This is a genomic window from Criblamydia sequanensis CRIB-18, from assembly GCF_000750955.1.
Taxonomy (GTDB): Bacteria; Chlamydiota; Chlamydiia; order Chlamydiales; family Criblamydiaceae; genus Criblamydia; species Criblamydia sequanensis.
In genome coordinates, this window is sequence record NZ_CCEJ010000009.1 from 116,874 (window position 1) to 143,516 (window position 26,643).

Annotated in this window: 15 protein-coding genes; 5 read left to right on the plus strand and 10 right to left on the minus strand. The window is 37.2% G+C overall.

Annotation, left to right across the window (positions count from 1 at the left end; all coding sequences use genetic code 11):
* The first annotated feature begins 73 nt into the window (after positions 1-73).
* From CSEC_RS09725 to CSEC_RS09735, 3 genes are all read left to right on the plus strand, one after another.
* The gene (locus CSEC_RS09725) at positions 74-8,524 is read left to right on the plus strand and encodes a hypothetical protein (RefSeq protein WP_041018269.1); all 8,451 of its coding nucleotides are present in this window, start codon (positions 74-76) and stop codon (positions 8,522-8,524) included.
* Positions 8,525-9,005: 481 nt separating this feature from the next.
* Positions 9,006-10,688 carry an FAD-binding oxidoreductase gene (locus CSEC_RS09730; RefSeq protein ID WP_041018270.1) on the plus strand — a complete coding sequence of 561 codons (1,683 nt, stop codon included), beginning with the start codon at positions 9,006-9,008 and terminating at the stop codon, positions 10,686-10,688.
* Positions 10,689-10,802: 114 nt separating this feature from the next.
* Positions 10,803-12,476 (plus strand): alpha-keto acid decarboxylase family protein, encoded by a 1,674-nt coding sequence (locus CSEC_RS09735; protein WP_053331982.1) that lies wholly within the window; start codon positions 10,803-10,805, stop codon positions 12,474-12,476.
* A gap of 2 nt (positions 12,477-12,478) precedes the next feature.
* Here the strand turns inward: CSEC_RS09735 and CSEC_RS09740 are convergent, their stop codons facing one another.
* Positions 12,479-13,102, minus strand: a complete 624-nt coding sequence (locus tag CSEC_RS09740; RefSeq protein ID WP_154017684.1) for an inorganic pyrophosphatase — start codon at positions 13,100-13,102, stop codon at positions 12,479-12,481.
* Between the two features lie 97 nt (positions 13,103-13,199).
* On the opposite strand from CSEC_RS09740, the gene CSEC_RS09745 reads away from it, so the two are divergent.
* Both CSEC_RS09745 and CSEC_RS09750 read left to right on the plus strand, forming a co-directional pair.
* Complete coding sequence (locus CSEC_RS09745) at positions 13,200-13,658, plus strand: hypothetical protein (RefSeq protein WP_041018271.1); 459 nt, start codon at positions 13,200-13,202, stop codon at positions 13,656-13,658.
* Between the two features lie 67 nt (positions 13,659-13,725).
* On the plus strand, positions 13,726-14,478 hold the full coding sequence (locus CSEC_RS09750) for an SDR family NAD(P)-dependent oxidoreductase (protein ID WP_041018272.1): 753 nt from the start codon (positions 13,726-13,728) through the stop codon (positions 14,476-14,478).
* Here CSEC_RS09750 and CSEC_RS09755 read toward each other — a convergent pair.
* The 9 genes from CSEC_RS09755 to CSEC_RS09795 form a co-directional block, all read right to left on the minus strand.
* On the minus strand, positions 14,475-15,017 hold the full coding sequence (locus tag CSEC_RS09755; protein WP_041018273.1) for a hypothetical protein: 543 nt from the start codon (positions 15,015-15,017) through the stop codon (positions 14,475-14,477). The genes CSEC_RS09750 and CSEC_RS09755 overlap by 4 nt on opposite strands.
* 388 nt (positions 15,018-15,405) lie before the next feature.
* Entirely contained in the window at positions 15,406-16,260 is an 855-nt protein-coding gene (locus CSEC_RS09760; protein ID WP_041018274.1) for a hypothetical protein, read from the minus strand.
* 12 nt (positions 16,261-16,272) lie between these two features.
* Positions 16,273-18,030, minus strand: a complete 1,758-nt coding sequence (locus CSEC_RS09765) for an ABC transporter ATP-binding protein (RefSeq protein ID WP_041018275.1) — start codon at positions 18,028-18,030, stop codon at positions 16,273-16,275.
* 8 nt (positions 18,031-18,038) lie between these two features.
* Complete coding sequence (locus CSEC_RS09770; RefSeq protein WP_041018276.1) at positions 18,039-19,823, minus strand: ABC transporter ATP-binding protein; 1,785 nt, start codon at positions 19,821-19,823, stop codon at positions 18,039-18,041.
* An 18-nt stretch (positions 19,824-19,841) separates the two neighbouring features.
* On the minus strand, positions 19,842-20,561 hold the full coding sequence (locus CSEC_RS09775) for a glycosyltransferase (RefSeq protein WP_041018277.1): 720 nt from the start codon (positions 20,559-20,561) through the stop codon (positions 19,842-19,844).
* A 161-nt stretch (positions 20,562-20,722) separates the two neighbouring features.
* A complete protein-coding gene (locus CSEC_RS09780; RefSeq protein ID WP_041018278.1) occupies positions 20,723-22,666 on the minus strand; it encodes a site-2 protease family protein in 1,944 nt (647 codons plus the stop codon).
* Between the two features lie 477 nt (positions 22,667-23,143).
* Positions 23,144-24,283: a 1-deoxy-D-xylulose-5-phosphate reductoisomerase gene (locus CSEC_RS09785; RefSeq protein WP_041018279.1), complete on the minus strand. Its 1,140-nt coding sequence runs from the start codon at positions 24,281-24,283 to the stop codon at positions 23,144-23,146.
* A 23-nt stretch (positions 24,284-24,306) separates the two neighbouring features.
* Positions 24,307-25,302 carry a metal ABC transporter permease gene (locus CSEC_RS09790; protein ID WP_041018280.1) on the minus strand — a complete coding sequence of 332 codons (996 nt, stop codon included), beginning with the start codon at positions 25,300-25,302 and terminating at the stop codon, positions 24,307-24,309.
* On the minus strand, positions 25,302-26,642 hold the full coding sequence (locus CSEC_RS09795) for a metal ABC transporter permease (protein ID WP_041018281.1): 1,341 nt from the start codon (positions 26,640-26,642) through the stop codon (positions 25,302-25,304). The genes CSEC_RS09790 and CSEC_RS09795 overlap by 1 nt, the downstream gene beginning before the upstream one ends.
* Position 26,643: the final 1 nt, after the last annotated feature.

The following is a 26,643-nucleotide window of genomic DNA, read 5'->3' on the forward strand; positions in this document are numbered from 1 at the left end:
GTATTTGACGTTTTTTATAAAAAAATTATAATTCCTGCTTAATAATTTTAAATTTTATAGTTGAGCACTTAATATGGAAGCCCCCTTTAATTACCCTAGAGCAACTGAAACGAGTTTTGAAAATTTAACTCTTTTTGAAATTGACAAGGGACAAGAAAACTTAGAGGGCTCAGAAGATCACCCCCTTACTTATGAAACGGCAAATGCTTTAGCAACCTCATTGTTTGAAAATACAAATCAACCTGAGATTGATGAATTATTGAGGGAGTGCCAGCAGCTTCGAGCGGCAAGTGATATCGAATTAAAAACTTATCTTTCATTATCTGATTACGAAACCAATTTCTTTATCATAATACAAAATCGGGAATATTCGAAAGCGGCAGAATTAATTACTTTTCTAAGAAAAGAACTTCCAGGTTTTGATGAAGCTGCTTTGATTCAACAGTTCGTTTCAGAATTAAGAAAACATGTTAAAGAACTAAACGAAAAGGGCGCTGTCAAATCAGAACTTCTTCTGACTATCAATTGGGAATCATGGGAATATTTAGATCCACTCCTTCTTCCCTTTGCAGAGTATTTTCAATATTTGGATTGCATAATTAACAAAAAAGCAGTTACAGCTGAACTTTCAGAAAAGTATAAAAGTCATGCCTATTTTCTATTTAGGAATTTGCAAAAACGAATTTTAAATAGTGATTTCAATGGCATTCAAAATAAAATCGAACTTTTTTTAGAAAGTTATTCCGAAGCAAGAGAAGATCCTTTTAAATTAAACTATTTTTCTACAAAGAAACTTATCGGTCTTAAAATCATCAGCGTTCATCGAACAAAAAGTTCTTTTACTGAAGAAGAAATTGCAAACTTAGAAAAAGAGTACTTCACTCTCTTTAACAGTAATGTTAGATACCCACTGCTTTGCTACCATTACCTTTCTTTCTTGATTGAACATGATTTGATTGAAAAATTGCTTAGCTTGTTTAAAGAAAAAAAAATACCTAAGGAACTACTTGGAAACATATTTAATATTCTCAATTACCATGAGAAATGGGATGTTTTTTTAACTCTTCATAATGACTATAGATCTGAATTAGTTGAGTATAATCCCTCACATCTATATCAATTCTATTATCTGTTGAATATCGCTCACCAAAAATTAAATAACAATGTCCCATTTGATCTCTCAAGTCTTGACAGTCCGACTTTAAAGTTATTAGCCGAAGCTGCTGTTTCAGCACATGCCAAAGATTATACCTCAATGCAAAAAATTGAGAAGAGGCTTTTTAGTCTAGCTCAAGCTCATCATAATTTTGAAGTCTTTGCACATGAGTTTCGTTGCGTGAGGTTAATGGCCCTTGGCAAGTTTGAGATTGCTTTTGATGAACTGGAAAAAAGGCATCTCTCGGGTAAAATTGTTTCACCAAAAAACTTTGTAATTCTCGGGATGCTAAGCCAAGCACCTTTAAACAGATATCTATGGGCGTCAACCAAATTACCCCCTATGAGTTTTATATATCGAATATTATTTGCCTTTCTTGAGTTTTCAAAAACTCGTAAAGAGACTCGGATGAATTTGGAACTTTTAGACAAACTTTTCTATACTGATGAACCTTATGACTTTGGAACAAGCGTTGTTTATTTAAATGTCTTAACTTATATCGGCAACATCCTAAATACAGACGAATATCAAGAATTAAGGTTTGAAACCTCGCAAAAAGCCCTCGCTTTAGCAAGAACACTCTTAGTGAAGCATCCTTCTTCTTGCGAAATCTACATCCCTATAGTTTGCAATTATTTAGCAAATTACCCGGATCACATCCAGGATATTATCGAAGAAGGTCTTTATTCTGTTTCAGATAAAATAACCTTTATTAATAAATGCTTAGTGGTTCTTTGCAAGTATGAAGATCCAAGGAATTTCTCTAACATCTCTATCCGGATCTGTATCTTTAAATTGGTTCTTGCAGCCTACTGCTTTAAGCCAATGCCAAAGCAAGCTTATGATCTTATAGAAAAATACTCAAAGACAGCTCTTGCTTTTCTCTCCCTACCTTACCAATTTAACTTGAGTACCAAAACAATCGATTTAACAGCATCCCAAAGCTATAAATGGAATCACGTAGAGTATTTTTTAACTTTAGCTACCTTAGTAGGAAGAGAATTAATAAAAAACAATTTCAAGGAGGGCATTTTACTTCTTCCCAAAAAATTCCCCACTGAACTTCCCTCAGAACTACAACGGACTTTATCCCATTTAAATTACTGTGCTGAATCGCATCTAGAAAGTAAAGTTAAAGTGATTACGGCTATGATTAATCCACTTCATCAAATAGCAGCTTTAGAACACCTCCCTTTTTTCACTAATTTCAGAACCCCTTCCGTACAACTGTTATCTATAAAAATCTCTGCCCAAATCTTTCTTAAGCAATTTGATCATGCAAGAAGAAGTCTCATTCGCTTACGTCACCCTACCACGTTATCGACCTATCATTTAATTAGCGGAAATCTCTTTTATGAAGAAGGGAACTTTACAAAAGCTACTCATCACTATGACCGTATTGGAAAAAATAAATCGAACTTATCAGAACCTGCTTTTCTCAGAATTGTTTATTCAAAATTGAGGTCTTGCCCAAACGATCCAACTATTCCGGAAGATTTGCTAACCATCATTTTAAAGAATAACTTCTGTTACCCAGCGTACAAATGGTTATTTAAATTTTTAAGTTTAAATAAAAACACTCAAATAGATGCCCTTCTAAAGGACTTGCCTAGAACTCATGAATTTTACTTTTCTTTAATTGAATTTTATTTTTTGGAAGGCAAATACGAAGAAGTAGTTAGGAATGTGCTGGAATTTGAATCAGGGAAGAGTACCCCTGGAAAGGAGCATTATGACTTTTTTATCGGAGAATTTTATTACAAGTCGCTTGTCAAACTTGATAAAGTTAACGAGACTCTTGAACAAAGAAAAGAGTCAGGTTTAGAGGAACCTAAGGGGCTGGATCTCTTTTTTTTCCTACACTATTGGCTTAATTTAGAAAACGGAACCAATGCTACAAAAATTAAAAATTTATATATACAAAAGAATCCAAAAGCGAATCAAAACGAAGCATTAATGGGGCTTTTTCGTATTGTGGCTGCAAAATGCTACTTTTATGAAGGCGATATCATCAAAGCAACTCTAGCCTTGCAAAATTTTTCAAATGCGTGGTCTCCGCAATTTATTTTCATGATATCTCTTCTTTCATCTGATTTTAATAAAGCAGCAAGCTTACAAAGCAAGTACCCAATCGTTGATCCAAAAAAATCAATTATTACTTTTTGGAAATTTTTCTGCGATCCATTTTCTTTTTCTACTTTGAAAGACCCTCTTGGATTAGTTGATTCCTATAAAAAAATGATGCTATCCGAACCATTGATGGATACAATTGAGCATCACTATCTATTTATCTCTTTTTTAATAAAACTTAAGCCAAATCATCCTCAACTTTGGGAATGCATTAAGGATTATGTCCATCGCTCCCCAAGAACAAAACAGCCAAAAGAGGCTTATTTCCTTGTCAAAGTCCTTGAATGCATTAATATCTGGCAACCTGAAGATGGTCTTAAAGTAGGCTTCTTCTTTTTAGAAAAGTGTCCAAAAAAGAAACTAATTTTTGAATACATAGTAAATACCATTAAAACCCTTCAAAAAAGCCAAATAAGTTTTTCATTGGATCCTTATATAAAAACTATCCTTACTTATAGACAGGGTTTTCCTGAAGAAAATTTTTCCCAAAAAAGTGCTGAACGTCGTTTAGATTCTATTAAAGGTCTAGGAGCTCTCGGGTCAACTACAACTGTTCACGACCAAAAGATCTTGCCCAAGAATGATAACTTAGCAGCCATTCAAAATCCAACAATCACACGCAATAATTCAACCCCTGTTTACTTAGATCTGACAAAAGAGTATGCAGACCCTAAGCTATTTTCAAATGCAATCAACCCTATAACCATTTCAACAAGCTCTTTTATGAACGAAATGGAGAAAAATACAGCCTGTAAGCCTTCTTTTGCAAAACCTTTCATTTCAAAAACACATTTAACCGGACCAAGAGCAATCATAAATGCACCTATAGAACCCGTACACCCTTCGGCAAGCTTGATTCCCTCGGATCAATCGTTATTGCAACCTGCCCCCCTGATTTCCCAAACCAAGACACAAGCGAGCCATGCAGAGCCTTTTTCGTTATATGCTGATGAGTCACTTCCGCTATCACCTATAGAACCCATACCCCCCTCGGCAAGCTTGATTCCCTCGGATCAATCGTTATTACAACCTGCCCCCCTGATTTCCCAAACCACGACACAAGCGAGCCATGCTGAGCGTTTATCGTTATATGCTGATGAATCACTTCCCCTATCACCTATTAAGTCTCAGCCGATGGAAATAACACCTAACGAAACCAATGAAGAGCCACTAGATTTTCAAGATAAAATTTTCAAAACACCAGCGGTTGGAACTAGTGTAACAAATAGCGCCGTGATAGACGAAAATAATTTTGAAGATTCTGGGCTTGAAACCTTAGGAAGCGAACTTATAGCTGAATTAAAAGAATGTATCGAAAACGTATCTGAAATACCAGACGATGGTATCTTCCATGATCAAGAGGCCTATCCAAATCTTGAATTCATTGATTCTTTAAGTGAAAGTGATAAAGAATTAGCCGGCTTACTCGAAATCCACTCATATAAGCACCTCTTAAAGGTTGCAGGAGAAGAGGGGTGCTTCCTCCCCTGTTCCCGAATCGAGCTATACCGTTTTTATGAGAGCCTGTCTACCCAAGGTAAGGCATGCCTTTTAGATACTCTAAATATGGCTTGCAAAGAATTTAATAAGTGGTTGGAAAGCGACCATATCTCCTTTATAAGGCTTTCTCTTAAGATGCAAAATGGAGTATTCGCCTTTTCTTATCACTCAAAACCTATTAGTCAGATTCTCTATGCAATAGTATTAAAATTAAGTAAAACTAAGATAGAAGAAAATAATTCAATTATAGAAAGTACTTTTTTCTATTTCATTTCTCATATTTTAAGAGTAACTAATATCTCAGATGGTTACCATGGGGAATATTATAAAAATCTGATTCAAAAGCTAAACCCCAAATTATGGTCTTTAATCGAGATAGCAGGGAAAATGAATGCTTCTCGTTTCCCTCTAAAAGAGAAGTTATTAAGTCCACTTATTGCTATAACTTATAAAAATTTGCTAAAGCAGCTCTTATCTCACTTTACAAGTAATATTGAATCTTTTTTTAGTGATGAGTCCTTCGACTCTAGCGTTATTCATTCAAGAGGAATAGATGTCTCTTTTATCTTTAAACTAAAAAAACCGGAAGGAATATTTACCTATTATTCATGTTTTCTATTTGACTCCAATGGTTTTCCTTTAACTACCTTTAGTCCTTCAAAACTGGACTTCAAGCGTTTGTCAAACTATTCTCTCCCGGTTCCCTATCAAGGAAGAGGACGTTTTGAGAGAGGAGATCTTGCGATGCTTAGCAATCATTTGATAAAGGGAAGCCTTTCTCCGAGGATTCTCTTTATTTTTTCAAAAAAAAGCACTTTGACATGTTCTAAGAATGTGGATAAAGGACTTTGTTCTCCTTACATTGAAAATTTTGCCAGCAACATAGGACAAACCACAAGTGAGATCGCCTCCCTTCTTTATAGCGCCGAATCTTGTTCAGAATGGGAATTCACTAACCTGCATCTTAAAAACTATCGTGAAAGACCTCCAAAAGATACTATGGAAGTATCGATCAAAAGAAAAACCCAATCGACAAGCACTATTGAAAAAGTTAGCTATACTGCTTTATCAGAAAAATCTGAGACGGCCTCTAAAAGACCTATTAAAGCAAAACTTCTAAAAACATCCAATAATTCGGAACATACTCATAAAAGAAAGGCTGACGCCCTAAAAAAGTCCGCTTCTTTACAAAAAGGAAAAGAAAAGGAAACTGTTAATCTTTTAAGTATCGAAGAAGGTGTCTTAGAGTTTAAGAAATTATTTAATAGTCTGGAGAAAAATAATCTTGTTTCCTTTGAAAAAGTTCGTGATATTTCATATCTCTTGTGGGAATACTTAGAAAATCAGATGGCCTCTAACCTCCCGATTGTTTTTTATCCCAAAAGTTCCGAATCGGAAGATGCTCTTCTATTAGAGCTATTGATCTATCCTATCGAAGGGAAAAAAATGCGTATTCTTTATCGCACCGAGCCCGCCAAATGTTTGGAAGCCGCCGACTATTTTAAAGATGTTATTCTTGCTAAAAAGCTTGAGCACTTCGAGTCAACTTTTGCCGGCATTGAAAAGCAGATACGCCATAATTTTCATGAGAGTGCTAGAAAAAAATGTATCACCTTAAACTATATTTTGAGTGTGATCTTAGATCAAGCTCACATGAAATCTGCTAAAACTCGCTTCGAGCGTAAATTTGTTGACAAGGTCAGAGAAATCTCACAAAAAATATCTTCAATAAGCCGGAAACATGGCTTTAAATTATATTCTATATCCGATGTAAATGATCTCTCTATGCAAGAGCGTAAAGAATTCTTAAGCCAATTTAACAAGCCATTTAAATTTTTTCTATTAACTTCTTCTGAGGATTTAGTATCCTCAACAGACCCTAAGGTTCCTTTATTTGTTTCAAATATAGAAAATCATGTTCTATATGCTGATACCAAAGACGACTCAATGGCTATCTTTAACGCTAATGATTGTTCCTTCAACAAGCAAAAGATTCTCTATCTTCAATCTGTTACGAGGTTGGGTGTGGACTTCCTCATAGATTTGCTTTTAAAAAACGCTTACTTTACCTCTCTTACTCCTCTGGCAAAAGACTTTCCCAAAATACTTAATGAGATGAGACAAAAAGTAAGCTTAAGCATTAAACAAATTGAACTCTCGCCTAGTGAAGAAACCAAAAACCAAGCTTACCAATGTTTAAAGCAGTGGTTTTTCTTGCAGTTTGAGTTTATCTCAAAAATGAGAAGTTCTTTTTTTGACTTCAAAAAAGAGTCTCCTTCTTTTGTCAATTTGATTATATCTCTTAAAATAGAAGAAATAACAAAAGAAACTATCTGCAATTTAATCAAAAACTTTTTAAGTGAGCAAAAAGTCTCTAATGCCGCCGGAATTGCATTCTTAGAGGAAATAAAAAAAGATTCAAATTTTGATCAAGAGTTCCAATCTCTTCTTGAAGCATATATTGAGCCAAAACCTATAGAGGGCCCTCGTTTTCCGGGAAGATGGGTTTTAAAAGAAGAAGAAAAATTTAAAACACCTCTTCATATGGAAAGTCCTCAGAACAATAGATTGAATGAATCTAAGGTACGCTCAAATAACGCAGATTTTGACGCTTATTGCGAAAGAAATTTAGAAAGATCTTCTAGAAAAAAAGCGGCAGGCTACGCTGAAATTGCTGAGCTTGAACCATCCAAACGAACCAAAAAACAATCAACGCTTTTTGAAAGAGAAACAGAAAAAGAGGCTCCAATTTTTCCTTTAAGCGGTTTTTTTCCTACATGGTCTCAAAATGATTTTCAAAGTTCTAGTGAAGGGCTTAATAACCCGGTTTTCTATCAGAAGAACCTAGAAATATTTAATACAGAAGAATACCTGCGATTGACAGAACAAGCGCTTCAAGCTAAAAAGGAAAAATATAAGTATTTACTAGAAGAAAGAGCCAAAAATAACGGCACAAACTCGCAAAACCAATTTAAAAAAGAGGAAAGCGATCCGGCTCAACGTCTTGAATTAATTTATAATAATTTAAAAGATATCGCCGACGAAATTTACTATCTCACAAACACTGTGAGGGAGGTTGAATTTTCTTTGCATTATTTAAAGGCTGATCTTTCTCTTTTTAATTTAAACTTCAATCTTTTAAAATTTAAATCGCATTTACAAAATGGATCTTTAAACATTGATGTGTTAAAGCCGCTAAAAGATGTAATCATCAATATCATTAATGAATGCTTCTTCCACCTTTCAAACCAGCATTCGTGGCTTAAAAAAAATAACTGTAAGGGCCCCAGTATCTCTCGAGATAGATCTAGCTCGCCCTATAGTAATCTTCAAGTTTCGCATAAGAAGCAAAAAAAAGATTTTAGAGAGTCCATAATGGATTCTTTTTCTATTTTTCCAACAATCCTAGCTTATGATGCAAGTAATAGATCCTCTTTAAATCCTACCTATTATTTACCCTTCATAGACATTTTAACAGATTCGTTAATGCAGCACTTTAAAAAATTAACAGAACTTAAAGAACAAAAAGCTAAATGCGAAGAAAGCGATCCAAAAAAGATTTTATTAATTGATCAAGTAGAGACCTTGACAGCGATTTGTTTAGGCAACTTTAAAGAATTAGATTTTTACTTAGGATTTTGGAAAATCCACCATAAAAACGATCCTGAGAAGCTTAAACAGATTCAAATTTATTTTGATAAAGCTCAAAATGTAATGAAAGCGCTATTTACAGTATAATCGAAGTCCTATTTTTCCAAAGATAGTCTTACTCAAAAAGACTTTTCTTCTTATGAAGGATTTCCTTTTGTTTCTGCTTAGACTTCTTTCAAAACTCGCTTGGATTGGGAGAATGACCGGTTTTGTGCAAATTTTTTTGATCAATTTTGAAAGCATAGAAAAACTTATGCGTAAAAAATTTAGGAAAAAAGATACCAAAAACAGCTATTTTAACAATTAAATGGAGCTTCGAAAGAAGTCTATTGAAGGAATTAAAGAAAAGACCTACATTTTTTTTGCTTTAACTTAGCTTATAGACAGTCTTAAGCAAGATTAAAATCCGACTTGTCCGTATCTTTTTGATCCCGTTTCTTAAAAGTACGTAAGGCAGGCCATGAAGCCAAGACTTCTTCGTAAACGGCACTTTAGTGTCGGATCAAAAGGTTAGTCAAGCCGGTTTAAAGTAATCCAATTGATCGATTCATTTAGGATATATCATAAGATGAGAAACACATTTTTAGTGATATTAAGCGTGCTTTTTTTTAATTGCAGTTTGCACGCTCAAGATAAGTGCCCTTCTACTAAAAGAGTTACCGTTGTTGGCGGAGGCATTATAGGAGCTTTAGAATCCTATTACGCCTATAAAGAAGGCCAAAATCAAGGTTCTAAAATTATCATAAATGTTTATGAAAAAGGAGAATCTTTCGACGTCTCTCCGCATGAAGAAAATGGAAAAGCGTCCACTAACACCTCATACAATATAGTGCCAAGTTTAACGATTGATGAAATCTTAAGTGTCGTGCCAAGAGGTGAAGAGATGGTTCGAAAGCTATCTATTCCTTTCAGCGAGCCCGGCGGCATTAGAGTTGATGATGTCGAGGGAGTAAATGATTCTAAGTCCGCTTTGCAATTCAAAGAAGCTGTGACCGCTTATGGAAGCGATCCCGGCCATGAGGATCGAACCGATACGCTTTTACGCCTTGGAAGAAAAAGCATGGATTTATGGCAAAGCCTTTATGATGAGGCGGATCTTGAGCTTAAAGCCATTTTAGAAGCTTCGAACTTCAATCCCTGTCGAGAGCAAAAAGACGCCGTCATCCATTTACATGACGGTTACCGAATTGATTTGATTTATGGAATTCGTGAAGCTGAAAAACAAGCGCTTAGCATGAAAGAAAGCTATGAGAAGTTCGGCTATAAAAATTGCAAGCTTCTAACTCCTAAAGAAGTAATCTCAATAGATCCTTTTCTAACGGATTATTGCGTTTGTCATTCATCCAATAACAAATGGAATGAAGATTCAGCAGCCCTTTGGCGCCCCGGAGGGTGTATAGACACCAAAGTATTTTTGCCTTTATTTTATGATTATTTAAAAAAGACGATGGGTTGTTATGTAGAGGACTCAATAGAAAAAAATTGTTTCTCCCTTAACTTCGGAAAAGAAGTGATTGCAGTTGAATTAGGCGCAAGGGATGGGAATTTTTTGATTATGGGTCTAACGTTTAAAGATGGCGAAAAGCATTGTGATAAAGACTCAGAATATGTCTTTTGCTCGGGGGAAGCGGTTGGAACGCTTGAAAAATTGGGTTTTAGCGAGCCTGCCTATGCAGGTTTTGCAGGCGTTTCTTTAATGCTCAATATTCCTTTAAATGCCTCCCAAGAAGAAGCTTGGAAAAACTTCTCTCACTGCATGGAAGTGCATAATGAAGGCGTCGTTTTAGCTTGGCAAGCAAGAAGAATTAAAAACTCCCTTTTTATTGGAGTTGCTGGAACAAAAGCTTTCTATGGCGATAAGATTCCGCATAAAGATGAGGCTTTTGCAAGAAATAGAAACCTCGTTCAGCTAAATATGATCAACCAAGTGATTCCTGAAGCTCTCTCACTTGCCTTAGGCTTTGATACAAAAGAGATGACTTTAAAAGAAGAACACCTTTTAAGCCTTGAAGAAGCCTCTTTTGCAAGACGTTGGGCCGGAAGACGCTCTCTTGCTTATGACGGATTTCCGACTTTTGGCTTTCTTTATGCCAACAATAAGAGAGTGGATAACGCCCGATGCACAACCCACCTAGGGTCAGGGGGAGTTTCTTTTGCACCGGCTTCTGTTTATGCAAGCCGGCAAGCAAAAGCTTCTCATAAAGAGGAGTTCATAGAGAAAGTCTTGCACTATTCGGATTCAAGACGATAGAGGGTTTAAGAAGGTAGGATAAATAATCCTATCTTCTTTATAATCAAACAAGTACCTTAAGTCATTTTCATAATCCACGCATTCGTGGTATTTCTTGTTACAAAAAGGAATATTATGTCTAAAGACTCTCTTGAGAAAACCTTCACTAAAAATCAGGTTAAAACTGTTGGGACTTACCTTTTGGATCTTCTAAAGGAAAATGGAGTGGATCACATCTTTGGGATTCCGGGAGATTATATTCTAAGATTTGACAAGCGGATAGAAGAGCATAGTATCGAGTTTATAAACGCCACAAGGGAGAATACTGCAGGTTACATGGCAGATGCTTATGCCCGCATGAGAGGCCTTGGAGCTGCTTGTGTCACTTACGGGGTTGGTATTAACATTGTCAATGCTATCGCTCAATGCTATGTGGAGAGCTCTCCTGTGATCTTTATTTCAGGGGCTCCCGGCCTTGATGAAAAAAAATTCCATTTGCATCACCTGATTCATAAATCCACTTTTGAGGGAAGAGACCTTACCCAGTATCAGTTATTTAAACAAATTACAATCGATCAAGCGATCCTCAATGATCCAAGAACTGCTTCGCAGCAAATCAAACGTGTTCTTTCAGCCTGTCTCTACCATAAAAAGCCTGTATATCTTGAGCTTCCAAGAAGCATTATCGACCAACCGATTCTGGAAAGTAATTTATTAGAAGCTTACTCCCCTCCAAAAGTTTCTAGGGAAGCTTTAGCTGAAGCCATCCTTGAGACAAAAGCCCTTTTAAGTAAGGCTAAAAGGCCTGTGATATGGGCAGGCCATGAAATTTCAAGACACAATCTGCAAGCCTATCTTCTAAAAATGGCTGAAACTTTAAATATCCCCATATTTTCTTCCCTTCTTGGGAAGGGGTCTATCGATGAAAGACACCCTCTTTTTTCAGGGGTCTATCAAGGACATTTAAGTAGTGATGGCGTAAGAGAGGATTTTGATAACGCCGACCTTGTTTTAGTTTTAGGCGTGCTTCCGACAGATATCGATACAGGCCTATTTACAGCAAATATTAAAAAAAGCGGCTCTCCCCTTATTGCGCAAGAAAACTCCCTAGCGATCGGCCATCATAACTATCCGGGCCTTGATCTTTCTTCTTTTGTAAAAGCATTAGCGCATGAGGACTTTCCTAAAACCTATCCTAATGGATCTAAGAAGAGTTTTATTCAATCCCAAGCATTTCAACCCAAAAATGCAAGATTGACCATTGATAGGGTGCTGCAAGCTTTAGGCAACAAGCTTAAGGATGAACATATATTGATTGTCGATATTGGAGACGCTTTCTTTGCAAGCAAAGACCTCATAGTTTCTGAGAAAGGGTATTTAGCTTCAGCCTATTTTGCCACAATGGGCTTTGCGGTACCTGGAGCTATCGGCTCTCAAATTGCAGAAAAAGAAAAACGAGCTGTTGTGCTTGTCGGCGATGGCGCCTTTCAAATGACAGGGACGGAATTATCGACAGCCCTTCGCTATGATTTGGACCCCATTGTCATCGTATTGAATAACCATGGTTATGGAACTGAACGTCCCATCCTTGAAGGCGGCTATAACGATATTCTAAATTGGAATTATAGCAAATTAACCGAAGTTCTCGGAGGGGGTGTCGGGATTAAAACTACAACAGAGCTTGAATTTAAGGAGGCAATTGATAAGGCTTTTGAGAAACGAGGAACGCTTTTTCTAATCGAGGCCGATTTACCTAAAAATGATACTTCTTCAGCCTTAAAAAAACTTGGCTCTCTTGCAAAAAAATAGAATTAATGTAGCTTAAAATTATTTTTATAGTCCTCAAGAGATAAGCTGATAATCGTTTCAGCTTCTTCCCGATCATAAATATCTGTGATTTGCACGCGGCCGCTTTCACGTCCAGGAGCATCTTTATAAGTTAGAAAATAGTGTCTTAACCTTTCAATGAGGTCATTTGGACACTCATGGATAGTTTTCATCTTGCCGAATACAAAATCATCATAGAGAACCGCAATAATTTTATCATCGGCTTCATTTTTATCAATCAGACGAAAACCTCCTATCACAGACGCCTTAAGCATAATGTCGCCTCTTGGAATCACCTTTTCAGTCAAAACGCATATATCTAAAGGATCTCCATCCCCTTTTATATTTTTAAGGCCTGTTTTTTGACTGCAATAATTGCCGACAAGCTCCCCTGCATAGGTTCTTGGAAGCAAGCCATAGAGGGTCGGGCAGAGGCTTGAATACTTTTGGGGACGGTCTACTTTTAAAATGCCGGTTTCCTTATCAAGTTCATATTTGACGGTATCTATCGGAACCATTTCGATATAGCAATTTACAATACTTGGAGCCATCTCTCCAATATCCATCCCATGCCACGGATGGGCTCTAAACAAATGATTTTGATGCATTTTTATATCCCTTTTATTGATTTATAATATAAAAGCAATATAAAAAAAAGTGTTATAAAACAACTTATTATCTGTTCTTTAAAAGAAGGAATAAGCCATGCTCGCACCTGATAACACCAAAGGGACTACCTATCTTGCCTCTACTGACACGCAAATCTTAAGTCCTAAGCTCATTCCTAACCCCATATGGGGCGAAGAATATCATGCTGACTCAGCCGTGCCCCTTTTTTGGAAAGGCAGAATTCTTAGAATCTCTTTATCTTACCCGGGCAGTTACCAGCATGAGTTTAAAGCTTACCTATTAGATAATTCACAAAAACTTAAAAAAACTTATACGGTATACCTTAAAGATAAGACTGAAGGGGATAAGGAATGTAGAGAAAAAGTCATGACAGATATTGCGGTTAACTTAAGTTCTGCCGTTCAAGAGGGTGCTACCTTCAAAGTCCTGCAATCCGGTTTTCTAGATGGCTGCATTAATAGAGGAAGCATCACTTATAGAACCGGCTCTTCTAACGGGAAAAAAAATTTTCATTTCAAGCACCGCTCGCTCTAAATTAAAGTATTTACACATAACAAACACCCTTTTATAGTTGGTTTAAAGATAGTCAAGGAGCTTTATAATGAGCAAAAAATTAGATGGAAAAGTTGCTATTGTAACAGGTGCGTCTAAAGGGATTGGAGCTTCTATTGCTGAACACCTCGGGAAAGAAGGCGCAAAAGTTGTCGTCAATTACGCCAAAAGCCGGGAAGGAGCGGATAAAGTGGTTGCCAAAATTGTAAAAAATGGCAGTCAAGCACTTGCTATTCAAGCGGATATGACAAAGCCAGCAGAGATTGAAAAGCTATTTTCAGAAACGCTGAAAGCGTTTGGAAAGTTAGACGTGCTGATAAACAATGCCGGCGTATATGAGTTTGCAACCCTTGAAGAGATCACACCGACTCACTTCCATAAAATGTTTGATTTAAATGTTTTAGGGCTAATTTTAGCAAGCCGGGAAGCTGTCTCTCATTTTGGGGATAAGGGCGGCAATATCATCAACATCAGCTCAATAGCTAGCACCATCGCAAGAGCTAATGCTTCTGTTTATAGCGCTACAAAAGCGGCTGTCGATGCCATCACCAAATCTTTAAGTAAGGAACTCGGCCCAAGAAATATCCGAGTCAACTCTGTAAATCCAGGTCTTGTTGAAACAGAAGGCACCCAAACAATGGGGATGCTGGATAGTGATTTTCGAACTTCAGTAGAAAAAGAAAGCCCTTTACGTCGTATTGGCAAGCCGCAAGATATTGCACCTGCGGTTGTCTTTTTAGCATCCGATGATTCTTCCTGGATTACAGGCGAGACGCTTTTGATTGCGGGCGGGGTTCGTTAAAACCCGACCCCTGATAGTAAAGTGATGCCGGGAGTTTTGCTTCTCCAAAGACGATTCCCTTCTTTATTGTAAAGAGGCTCTGAAATTTCCACTTGGATAAATTTTCTAAAATATCGGTAGTGAGTAAACTCATAGCCGATGACAGCTTCAGCTGTCATGCCGGTATAGTCGGCAGAGCGCCCCTTCAATGAGATTTTCCCTCTATAGCCGGCAGCAGCTCCCATTCCAAAATAAAGATGATGTCCAAAAATGGAAATCGGGTAAAACATCACAAGGCCTTTTAAAGCGATATAGTTGTTGAGAAGGGTGGTTGAGACGTTAGAGGAAAGATCAAACCCCAAATAGCCAAGCTGCCCTCTTGTGCCAATTCCGGCTGTTGGTAAAAAGGTTCTATTGTCGCCTGGAAGAACGCTGCCCCCCATTTTAAAATACAAAAGGGTGTTGCTTGTGCAAAAAGGCTCGCTGTCATCTTCGGCATGAACTTTCGTTCCTAAAAGGCATAAGGCAATAATAAACAAAAAAGAATTCAACTTTAACATGGTGCAGCCCGCTTGTAAAAAACTATTAGAGATGAGTATTAGGATGCTTAAAAAGCATTAAGGCTAATATTTTGAGGGATTAGCTAATTATTTACAATTAGCTTAAGGCAAAAAACAGACGAACGGATACCTTGTCATAAATAGAAGCCTCCTTAGAAAATTTGAAACCGCCACTATGACGCAAAAACTGACTTAATACTTAGTTACTTTTATTGAAAAACATCTACTCACAAGCTAACGCAGTATGCTAACGTTCATGGAAGAGGCCTCTATTTAAAGGGCTACGCCGGACGGATTGGCTTCTAAGGATTCAACCTTCTCCTACAATCCTTAAGCAACTATGAAAAAATATTCCCGGGCAAGACTTGGAATCGTGAACACTATCCTTTCAAAAAAGAAACTCATAGAGCTTTTTAAAGGGAAGGGCATAGGCGCTTGCAAGAAGCAAGATAACCCCTGCTTTTTCAGCAAGCATATACCTTGTTGAATCTAAAAATACGGCGATAAGGGAAAGGAGAACCGCTATTTGAATGGGCCAAAGAATAAAACCGACTTTAAGGTTTAAAGCTGCAAGAGATGCGATCACAAGAAAAAAGGCAGTATAGATAAAACTCTTTCTAAATCCAACGTAATGGATAAAGGTCAGTAGAACAGGATGAGCTTTGGGGTTAAGCTTTCGGCAGACATCGCTTGCTGCAAAAGATGCAAAAATAAGAAGCGCAAATTGAAAGGCTTCCGGAAAGAAAATCTCTCCTTTATTAAGAACCGCTATGACAAAAAAGGGCGGCAATAGATATACAAGTTGTGTCGTTATGGCATTAAAGTAGGGCCAGTTTTCTAATGGTCCCAAATAAAAATTTTTATAATGATGCCAGCTGTAAACTGCCATAAGCAGGAAAATAAAACCGGCTAAGGATCCTGATATTAACCAAAAAAGCGCTGCAAAGGCAATTAAGAGGACTTCAAATATACCGATCACCCTTTCAAGATCATAAATTGTAAATTCCCCTCTTGATAACGGCCTTTCAGGATAGGCAATTTGATCTTTAGCTCTATCTTTTGCTTCATCCATAAGCCTAAGTTCAAAGAAAAAAAGCATTAAGGCTATCACCAAAAGGACCATTAACGCCGGCGGGTATTTTTGAAGAAGTATAGAGGAAGATAAAACAATTCCAATCGAGATCAGCAGAAAAAAAAGAAATGAAAAACGCTCTTTAAGATAAGTCAAAATTAAATGGATCATTAGAATTAGCCTCTAGGAGAATTGTAAACGGTAAAGTTTTTCATAAACACCTTTCAATCGTATCAAAGAATCATGGCTTCCTTCTTCTATTATGGACCCGTTTTTCATGACATAGATTAGGTCAGCTTGCTTAACAGTAGACAACCGATGTGCAATCGTTATGGCAGTTTTCCCTTCAATCGTTTTTTGAATCGCGTTTTCAAGATCTTCTTCTGTTTTTGGATCTATGTGAGCTGTTGCTTCATCAAAAAGGAGGATTTCGCGATTATTATAAAGAGCTCTTGCAAAAGCAAAAAGCTGGGTCTCGCCGGTGGATAAGCTTTTAGATTTAGTCAATGTTTCATTTAAATCAATGGGTCCAAATACGTTTTCAAGCCGGCTTGATTTAAAAGCTTCTTCAAGCTGTTTTGAGTCCGGTTTTTCTTCAAATAGAGTGATATTATCTTTTAAGCTTCCGGAAAAAACAACCGGGTCTTGTAAAACAACGCTAAAGTGCTTTCGTATACTTTCTTTGGAAATATTTTTTAATTCAATGCCATTGATAAGTATCGACCCCTTTTGATAATCATAAAAACGAAGCAAAAGCGTAAAAATAGTAGATTTACCAGCTCCAGTTTCTCCAACAAAAGCTATTTTCTCACCCTTTTTAACTCTAAAGCTCACCCCTTGAAGCACCCAATTTTCTTCATTATAAGCAAAATAGACGTCTTTAAATTCGATCGTTTCAATAGTTTCTTTTAGATCAATTCCCAAGTGAAGGTCTTCCCTATTTTCCTTTAGAATTTGAAAGACTCGTCTTCCCCCGGCAAAAGAGGCTTCTAAGGAATTATAACGTTCGGCAAGATCTGCAAGGGGCCTAAACACCATCGCCGCATAAAGGCTCATGGTAAAATAAAGAGAAGCATTAAAGCCATTTTTTGATGTAAACGCAATCAAAACAAAAGCTAATATGTAAAATGAGCTTGTCATGAAATCAATGCCGGCTATAAAAAATGAGAAATTATTGATAGCTCTTAAATAGCCATTTTTTAAATTCTGATTTAAGATTGTAAATTCTTTATTTTCCCTTTCTATTAGGCCAAAACTTTTAATTACTGTCACTCCGGCAAGATGCTCTTGTGTAAACGCATTTAAATCCGAAACAAGGGTTCGTATGTAGTCATAAATTTTCTTCTGATTCAATCGAAAATTGTTCGTTAAAAAAAAGACAAAAGGTAAAAGAAACAAGATTCCAAAAGCCAAATAAACGCTTAAAAAACTAATGGCCGCAAAAATAACGATAAATATGACAAGGTTGCTTAATATGGGAACAAAACTGTCAGAAAACAATTGATTCACCTGATCGACATCATGAATGGTCCTTGTAATCAAACTCCCAAGTTTCGACTTGTCTAGTACTTGCAAAGGCAAGAGAAGAATATGGCGGTAAACATCTTTTCGAAGCCTATAAAGTCCTCGTTCGGCATAAACGCTTCTTAGATAAGTGCTAAAAGATTCCGCTAAAAAGCCGATAAGCAGCACTAGGGCAAGTAAAAGCGCTCCTTTTGCAATCTTATAAAAAGTTTCTTTCCTAACCGTAATTTCAAAAGAATCTTTAAATAAAAGCTCTGACAAATGCCCCATGAAGGCAGGCAAGGAAGCTTCTATAATTTTTGCAAAAATTAACAAAATCAAAGAAAATAAAATCGGTAGCCAAAAAGGTCTTAAATAGTTCAAAAGCGGCCATAACACCGGCTCATCCTTTAAACTTTTATCAGCTTCTTTGGACATAAAAAGTATTATTCCTGCTTCAAATCCAGCTTGTTTAGCTCATAGAGGGATTGATACTTGCCATTTAGCTTTTTCAATTCTTCTGGAGTGCCTTGCTCCACAATTTTCCCTTCTTGGAGATAAAGGACCCTATCCATTTTTTCAAGAGCTGAAATTCTCTCAGATATCAAAAGGATCGTTCTTCCTTTAAAGAAGCTTTTAATTGAAGAGAGAATATGCTCTTCTGTTGTCGCATCCACGCTTGAGAAGATGTCGTCAAAAAGCAAAATGGGTCTTTTTAATAAGAATGCCCTTGCAAGAGCAAGCCTCATTTTCTGACCTCCTGATAAAGTGATTCCCCTTTCTCCGATCATAGTATCGTATTGCTCGGGAAAAGAAAGAATCGTTTCATGAAGGTCTGCAAACTTAAAAACAATCTCTAGATCCTCCATAGAAGCATCTTCACTTGCAAAACGGGCATTCTCTGCTATCGTTTTAGAAAATAGAAAAGGAATCTGCTCGCAAAGCGCTAAATTAAGGTATATTTCTTTTAAGGGAATATCTTTGATATCCACCCCTGAAAAGAGAATTTTTCCCGGGTCAATTTCATACGCCCTTGAAATTAACTTAAAAAGAGTGCTTTTTCCGCTTCCAATAGGGCCTGTTATCCCGATATGCTCCCCTTTCTTTACAAGGAGTGAAAAATCATCCAGGGCTTTTTTTGAAGCTCCCGGATAAGTAAAAGACAGGTTTTTAATTTCAAGATAAAGATCGTCCGGTTTAATTCTTATATTATTTTTGGGATCGATGACTTTGATCGGTTCATCATAAATAGCTTTCAAACGATCATAAGAGGCTTTCCCGGTTTCATAAAATGGAAAAACCCAACTTAGCATAAGAACCGGGCCATAGATATAGGATTGCACCCAAATAAATGAGAGAAGGTCAGGGGTTTTAAAAGATACGCCATAAAAATGCGAGAAAAAAGCAGCTGTCAATAAGACTAAAATAGGTGAAAGCCTTGTTAAAGAAGCGATTAATGGATAAAAGGTTCCCTCAATAGTGGTTAAATAAACACTTGGTTTAATTAAAGAATAGCTAAGTTTATTAAACACTCTTTCTAATCGTTTTTCTATCCCGGCGGATTTTACAAGTCGAATGTTAGAATAATGCTCGGCCGCATAGTCGCTTAAAGCCGCATACTTGCTTAAAACCTCCTCTGAAGAGCTGTAAATTCTTCCTTTAAAAAATGTGTAGGCTATGGGAATAGCTATAATTGGTATTAAAGCAACAAGAGCAAGCTGCCATGAAAGAAAAAAAAGAATAATCAAGCCAGGAAAAATGAGGGTCACTCCAAAGAATGGGTACATCAACCCCGGCCCCAATACATCCCTATACCTCGTGATATCGTTTGTAAGCCTGCTTAAAAGCTCTCCTATTCCATAGCGGTCAAAAAACTCTTGGGATTGATCTTCTATTCGAAAAAATATAATTTCTCGAATCCAGCTTTCAGCTTCACGGCTTATCGAAATAAAGGCGATTCGCATAAGGTATTTAAAAAAAGTCGATAAAAAAGCTACCGTTAAGAGAAGAGCTCCCCATAAGAGGATGCTATCCGGAAAATAACTTGTGAGACTCCATAAGTCCTCTTTAAAATTGCCTTTTGCATCTAACTTATAAAGGGCTTGTCTAAAGAGAAGAGGGTTTAAAAGAAGTAAGAGATTGGAAAGTAAAACAAATAGAAACCCTTTTAAAAAGCGTTTACGATACTTTAAAATAATCGCTTTTAAATTGGCAAAAAGGCTTTTTTCCATGGAATTCAAAGTTTCATGCTACTTTTTATGGCTTGTTATATAGTCTTCCATATCTTTTAAGAGAGTTGGGTATATGTGTTTTTGATCCACTTCGTTTTGAACTTGCTCTCTTGTGAGAATTCCTTTTTCTAAGCATTCGTTTAGCTCTTCTAAAAAAGCCCCTCTAAAGGGGTGGCCTGGCTTTTTCCATGGTTGGGTTGGGACATGCGTATAATGAATAATCTTAGTTGTATCATCATAGTGATCAAAATCATTCCAAATAGGGGGAAGAACGCCAAAATCGTCGTGATTCATGCCATCCGGAGCACCGCACATGGTCCCTTGATAGGAAGTCAAACCGGCATTAATGAGTGTCACCCATTCATGGATTTTCCAATGCTTTAGGTGTTCGCAATCAAGAAGCATGCAGCTTGTAAAAAAACGTTTGTCATCCATTTGTTTAGCGATGGCATTTTTCCCCTTTAAATCCATAGAAAATAACTCTTGTATATCCCCTAGACAAACCATATCGGCATCTAAATAAATGGCTCTACCCTGATAGCCGCACGCTTCAGGAATCGAAAAACGATAAAATGAAAACCCTGTATACATTTTGGTTTTCAAATTTAAAGGAATATTTTGAAGATCTTTAAATTCAACCTTCTCCTTAGTTCGTTTCGTGACACTATACTTAAGAACTTGAGTTGGAAGCCATTGCATGGGTTCTGTCCCGATAAAAATCCTGATTGTGTTTTCCATAGACTGGAACTTCCCTAAGTTTTAAAGGTTTAGTTTTTTTAAAAAATTAGATGATACCCAAAATGCAACATAGCGAATGCACCGTAATCTCTGCAAGGAGGGTTTAAGAATTTGAGAAGGTAGAAGAAAAAAAAGGCCCTAATTAATTAGGGCCTTTAATGTTATTCGGGGAAAATATTTTTAAAAACTCTTGCTAAGTCATGGTAGGTCAAGAAGATAAAAAAGCCGATAATCAATATCCCGAAAGGTATGATCAATTTTTCCATAGTTTTTGGCTTTATTCTCTTTCCTGAAACCATTTCGTAAAGGGCAAAAACAATCGTTCCGCCATCTAATACAGGGATGGGCAAGAGATTAATTACCCCAAGGTTTAAGCTGATAAACCCAATCCAATAAAGTACTTCTTTTAAGCTGACCATAAAGCCTTCATGAACGACTTGGACAATCCCGACAGGGCCGCTCATCCACTTTGGACTTAAATTTCCGCTTAATAGCGCATATAGCGTGCGATAGATTTCGCCTATAATTCCTTTAAAAAGCTCAATCGGACCCGGGTTATAAGTCACTTTACGATCTTGAACATTTGGAATGCCTAGTTGCAGCTGATTCTCTTCGTTCTCAAGTCTATTTAAAGCGTACGCTCTTTTTTCAGGATCTTCAATTTTTTCAATCCGTTGCCTTTCTTCTTGAATGGCAGCTGCGAAATCTTCTTGAACTTCTAAAAATTCGCTTCGCTTTTTTGGAGCTACAGTTTTTAAAAGGATAAGATTTCCGGAACTTCTGATCGGGGCTTCAAGACCGATTGAATTGGCAATCTTTTTTAAGTCGCTCCATTCTGTCCTATCATCAAAGTCATTGTCAGATTGATCATAATTTGTGGGCACTAAAATTTTACTGTCTCGTTCAGCAATAATGGTGACTTTACGCTCTTGTAAAAGCTTTAAAAGCTCGTAGGAAAATCGGATCCTTTCGCCGTTAACCGCGATTATTTTATCACCCACTAAAAGAGGCGCTTCGCTATCTGAAAAGGGGTGTCTTGGAAAAGCTTCTTCTTCTGTATCCCTATCGATAAATTTAAGCTCTTTTTCAATAACAGCTTCGTTATTTAAATTATAAGGCAAAGCATAAAGCATATTTAGCTTTAAAGACTTTAGATTGGCTTCATGCTGCCAGTCGGATAACTCATCACGAATTTCAGGATCAAGCTTTAGCTCTTGAACTTCCACGCGAGGCACTCTCTTATGAAGAATTTTTCCTTGGCGTTCAATGGTCAAATAAACGCGGTCGTCATTTAAGATTTTATTGAGCTGCCTTAAAGAAAAAATAACTTCGCCATCTGCCCAGAGAATTCTATCGCCGTATTGAAGGCCGCTATTTTCAAGTGGGGATCCGGTAAGTAACGGGTTTTCTTTGTCCCCGATCTTGTTGTAGATGATGTAGTGCGCTGAATCGACAATACCGGAAGTTAGAATTCCTTTATCCGAAGCTAAGGGGTTAGGGTAAGTCTTAACACTTAGCTTAAAAGGCTCTTTTTCTTTTTTAAAATAATTCACTTTATTGCCAAGGACTTGGATTTCATCTCCTTGAGTCATAGGCATGTAAAGATGATCTTTAATTCCTGAATAAGCACTCGATCCGTAAGCTGTAATCTCATCTCCCGGTCTAATACCTGCTTGATAGAGTTGCGATTTAGGGTCTACCCAGCCGATTTTGTGAGTAAATTCAGAAAAATTTTTCTCACGTCCGCCCAAGGCATAAAGAAGACCAAAAATTAAAAGGGCAAAAGCAATATTCATGAAAGGTCCGGCAAAAGCAACCTTTATACGATCCCACGGGCTTTTACCAAAAAAACCATCTGGAATTTCGTAAGGGTCTCCACCCTCTTCCGTCTCTTGTCCTTTAATTCGGACATAGCCCCCAAAGGGAAGCCAGCCAATTTGCCACTTTACGCCATTTCTTACCCATGAGTAAATGGGGCGGCCAAAACCAATTGCAAAAGTTTCAACACGCATCCCAACACGCCTTGCCATAAAATAATGGCCTAGCTCGTGGATGAATATCAAAAAGCTTAAGCAAAGTAGAGCGAGAATAATGCTCAAGATCATTGGATTCAAAGTCCTTATCTGAATGGATGAAGTAAAAAACCGCTATTAAAAAACCAAAAACTCTTTACCGTGAGGTAAAGCGCTATTGGGTTTCCGATTAAAGTATCCATTATGACATAAGATAGGGTATAGTTTAAAGACTAAAGAAGAGCTAACCCTCGATTCCGACCTCTAAAATTAAAAGTTAAATTTGGTTTTTTTTTGGTTTAAACCCAAATGGCCAGCCAATTCTTCATTTAGTCCCAAGGGCTTAAGACATTTTTGTAAATGGCATGGGGGCAAGGGAGGAAACCTTGGCGAATAAATGCGAATAGAAGATCACTGAAATAAAGTGAATATTAAATGAAGATTATGGCTAACTTTTTTTTGAAAGAAGCAATATGACTAATTGAAATAAAGGCTGTCTAAAGAACTTTTACCCGTTGATGAGCCACCTCTTTTGTCTTACTTAAAAACAGGTAGGAGGAAGCTGAGGCCTCAATAAGTTAAAGCAATTCTTTTCGCCTCGTTATCAACTTCTATAATATCGTCTAGCGAATGAATGGCAATCGGCTCGTAAGCGTCCATTAGTTTATTTAATTTATTTCCGATTTCTAACCAAGACACTTGATTTTTTGAAAATCTTTCTACTAACACTTCATTGGCAGCATTCATAAAACAAGGCATGCTTTTTCCAATTTTTAAAGCATCAAACGCCAGTTTTAAACAAACAAAACGGTTGAAATCGGGCTTTTGAAAGTGAAGACTCGAAAAAAGCTCAAAATTGAAGGGCTCTAAAAGACCTTTTTTTCTTTCAGGGTGGGTTAAAGCGTATTGGATGGGAACAAACATCGTCGGACGGCTCATCTGGGCCATCATCGATCCATCAATAAACTCAACTAAGCTATGGATCACACTTTCAGGGTGGATGACCACTTCAATTTTTTCAACCGGGATATCAAATAAAAAATGAGCTTCAATGACTTCAAGGCCTTTATTCATTAAAGTTGAGCAATCGATTGTAATTTTTGGACCCATCTGCCATGTCGGGTGCTTTAGGGCTTCATTGTAGGAAATGGAATCTAATTCATCGTATGAACGGTTTTTAAAGGGGCCGCCGGAAGCTGTAATAATTAATCTTGAAACTTCATTCTTGGCATTCCCTTTAAGACATTGAAAAATAGCGCTATGCTCACTATCAACGGGTAAAAGATTTGCACCCTTTTTTTTGGCTAACTCTAAAATGAACTTTCCACCTGATACTAAGGCTTCCTTGTTGGCAAGCGCGATATCTTTGCCGGCCTCTATGGCTTTGATGGTCGGCTTTAAGCCTAAGGTTCCTGAAATTGCTGAAACAACAAGCTCGGAAGATGCCCATGAGCTTGCGAGAAGAACCCCTTCCTCTCCTTCTAAAATTTCTTTATTCGGCAAAATTTTTCTTAATTCAAAAGCCGCTTTCCTATCATAAAGCGCTATAATTTCAGGATCAAATTCAAGCGATTGTTTATAGAGGGTCTCCCAATCGGATTTTGCTGCAAGCGAAACTACTTTGAACTCTTCTTTTCCAAGATTTCGAATCACATCGAGAGTCTGCTTTCCAATAGATCCTGTAGATCCTAATATAGCGATTTTTTTCATACTTGAACCTTTCTTTCATTTTTTTACCAATTATTTTTCAAATTTCTCTTAAAAAAATGAAATTCTTTAAATAAAAAGTAACAAGCGGTGATTATAAATATAATGGCTATAGCCAAAATGGTAGTTCCGGCTGTCGATAAAGCAAGAGAGTAAAGAGAGAGGGCATGTCGAGCCATGGCGACTCCAAAAAGAGAGGCTAATATGCCTAAAAAACTTGCCATTAATAGCATCTTGTGAAGCTCTTTTGTCAAAAGCCTGGCCGCTAAGACAGGGCCCGTCATTAAAGCCAAGACCATAATGACCCCAACTGCCCTAAAAGCACTTGTCACTGTAAAAGAGGCTTGCGTCATGATGAGATAGTTAATAGACGTCACTGAAAAGCCAAGCGAGGATGCAAAGAAAGGGTCAAAAGAAGTAATCAGGTATTCCTTATAGAAAAGGATCAGGATTGCAAGATTAATGCCAAGGACAATAAGAGATAGCTTTAGATCGTTGATATGCAAGGCATCGACATTTCCTGTAACAAGTTCAGTCCCTACATGCTGAGACCTTGTCAGTAAAGTGACAAGTGTAATTCCTATTGCAAAAAGAGTTGTGAAGACAAGCCCGATACTCGCATCTTCTTGCAGTTTCATGGTTTTAGTAAAAAATTCGGTTAAAAAAGAAGTTGCAATTCCCATGACTAAGGAAGCTGCAAGAAGAATAAAAAGATTGGCATTGTTTGAACTTTCGTGGCTTTCTTGAAATGAAATGCCGCTTAAAAAATAGGCTGCTACAATCCCAACTAAAATAGTGTGTGAAATAGAATTAGCCAGCATAGCCATTTTTCTTAAAACAAGAAAGGACCCGATAAGGGCGGAAGATATGGAAATGGAAATTAAAGTAAGGAGCTGAATTTCATCTGAAACAAGCTCGCTTGGATTTAATATGCCCGTGAGAAAGAGAAAGATTCTTTTTATAAATAAAAGAATAAAACCAAAAAAATCTTCTCCTGTATAGGGGTTAAAAGGCGCTTTCATTAAAAGAGCTCCTCTTTGGGGATCGGCTGCTCGTGAGGGTCTTTTTCCGGATCCTTTAAAAGTCTGGTAAGCTCTCTTTCAAGTTCAGGGGTAATGATATGCTCCATTTCTTCAGCATTTCTATGAACTTTTTCAACGGATACATTTAAATAATCAGCTAAATAAACTTCCCAAAGCCTATGGAGCCTAACAATACGTTTTGCCCAAGCTTCCCCCTCTTTTGTCAGACTGTACCCTTCTTTATTTTTATCTATCCAGCCGCTTCTTTTTAATTGAAAAAGAGCAAAAGCAATAGTTAGGTTGGAATTATTTTGATAGGAAGCTATTTTGTTAAAAGATGCAGGATGGGTAGGTTTAGCCCGCCATAGGGATTTCAAAATATTTTCAAGAAGGCATTTATATCTAAAAGATAATCTTCTAAAAAAACGGACAAATAATCCTCTTTCAGGGGCAAAAAATAGAGCTAGGATGCAAAAAAACGAGGAAACCAAAACAATGGTTGGCCCAGTTGGCAGCGATAGGCGCTCATTTGGGTATAAATTGGATAAATAGATGCTCGCCTCATTAGAGAAGACATTTCCAAGAAACCCGCTTGCCATGCTAAAGAAAGCAGCTAGAAGAAACAGGGTAGAGAGCCTATGGGTAAATTGCCTTGCTGTTGCAGCGGGCGCAATTAGCATAGCGCTCATTAAAACAACACCCACAGTTCTAACTCCAATACAGATAGCGACAGCAATTAAAAAAGAGAAAAAAGCATCAAGCGCGCCGACTTTTAAGCCTAAACTTCTAGCATAAGCCGAGTCAAAACAAAGAACCTCTATTTCTTTAAAAAGAAGCGTGAATATCACAAGCAAGGCAAGGGTTAAAACCACATAAATTTTGAGATGAGAGAAAGTCATCGTGGCAGCTTGCCCGTATAAGAAGCTTTGCGCTTTTTGATACATTTCAGAGAAAGCAAATTGAACATAACTTGCTAAAAGAATGCCAATGCCAAAAAAAAGAGAAAGGACAAAGCAAAGGGCCGCATCTTGTTTCACTTTAAAAACAGATTCTAATATTCGTATGCTAAAAATCCCCAAAAATGAAGCGATCACGCCCCCGAGAATGGAAAGGAAAACAAAAAGAGGACCTTCTCCTCCTTCATAGCTTGAAAGCAAACCGCTAAGGATAATCCCCATGATAATTCCAGGGTAAGCGGCGTGCGATAAAGTCTCTCCGATAAGCGATTCTTTCTTTAAAAAAACAAACACCCCGACAATCCCGGATGATAGACACATAAGCATGGAGCCAATTGTCGGAGGCATTAAAACAGGATCTAGGAAATAATCAAAAATGAACATG